We start from the raw sequence: 1,186 nt of genomic DNA on the forward strand, positions 1-1,186 counted from the left end.
CTAAGCCATCCGGGGTAAATCTTTGCCTAGGGAGGTAGCATCCACCGCTGCCCTGCAGGAGGGCAGGAGGAGCGGTGGATGAGCCGAAGCGGCAACCACCTCAAAGTGACGGTGCCACAGCGCCGAGCACTTCAGCGGCTGGCACGAGGTGCTGGCTCGGTAGCCGCAGGGCTCCGGGCCACTATCGTCCTGTTGAGTTGCGCCGGGGATAGCGCGGCGCATATCGCGCGGGCGCTGGGCGTCAGTCCCCGGATGGTGCGCGACTGCCGACGGCGATGGCGGCTGGGCGGCCTGGCTGGGCTGGAGGATGCCCGCCGACCGGGTCGACCGTCGCGAGCGGACGCCGCCTATGTGCGCTTGCTGGTGCGGACGGTGCAGAAGGACCCGCGGCAGGTGGGGTACGCCTTCTCGCGGTGGACGGCTCCGCGGCTGTCCGAGTACCTGCGCCAAGAAACGGGCATCGTACTGAGTGCCTATTGGGTGGGCGAGTTGCTGCGGATGCACGGCTTCGTCTGGAGACGCTCCAAGCGCACCACCAAGAACCTGGTGGACGAGGGGGAAAAAAGAACGAGCCCGACGCCGACTGCGCGCTCTGGAGAGGGCCGCTTGCCAGCCGGGCGCGGACTTCGAGTTGTGGTACGGCGACGGGGTGCGATTCGACTTGTTGCCCGTCGTGCGCCAGATGTGGCGCAAGAGGGGGCAACGCCTGCTGGTGGAGACGCCCGGCAAGAACGAGCGGGTCGCCGTCTGCGGCGCCTACCGCTTCCCGGACGGCCCTTTTCTCTTCAGCCACCAGCCGCGCAGCGTCAACTCCGGCCTCTTCGTCGCACTGGTACGTAAACTGAGAGCTCGCGCCCAGGCCACCGGCAAGCGAATCGTGCTCGTGCTCGACAACGACGGGTCCTTCACTTCCAAGCTCTCCACCCAAGTACTCCAGGAGGTGGAGGCGTGGGTGCGCCCCTTCTGGCTGCCGAAGTACACCTCGGAGACACTCAACCCGATTGAGAGCCTCTGGGGCCACCTCAAGGAGGCGTACTTCAGCCGCATGCTGACGAAGCGGCGGGAGGACTTCTACGCTGCTGCCGTCCACCTCCTGGCGCAGTTGGGCCGCCCAGGAGGCTTCCGACGTCTCATCTCCTCTGCCCGCACTCGTTGGGTAGGCAAAGATTTACCCCGGATGGCTTAG

General features: G+C 66.5%; 1 protein-coding gene and 1 pseudogene. Both read left to right on the plus strand.

What is annotated here, in order from left to right; translation table 11 throughout:
• Positions 1-78 precede the first annotated feature (78 nt).
• Positions 79-519: pseudogene (locus D7Y11_RS45420) on the plus strand (helix-turn-helix domain-containing protein); the annotation flags it as partial.
• Positions 470-1,186 carry a transposase gene (locus D7Y11_RS44810; protein ID WP_121756223.1) on the plus strand — a complete coding sequence of 239 codons (717 nt, stop codon included), beginning with the start codon at positions 470-472 and terminating at the stop codon, positions 1,184-1,186. The pseudogene D7Y11_RS45420 and the gene D7Y11_RS44810, both read left to right, overlap by 50 nt.

The organism is Corallococcus sp. AB018, assembly GCF_003986945.1.
Taxonomy (GTDB): Bacteria; Myxococcota; Myxococcia; order Myxococcales; family Myxococcaceae; genus Corallococcus; species Corallococcus exiguus.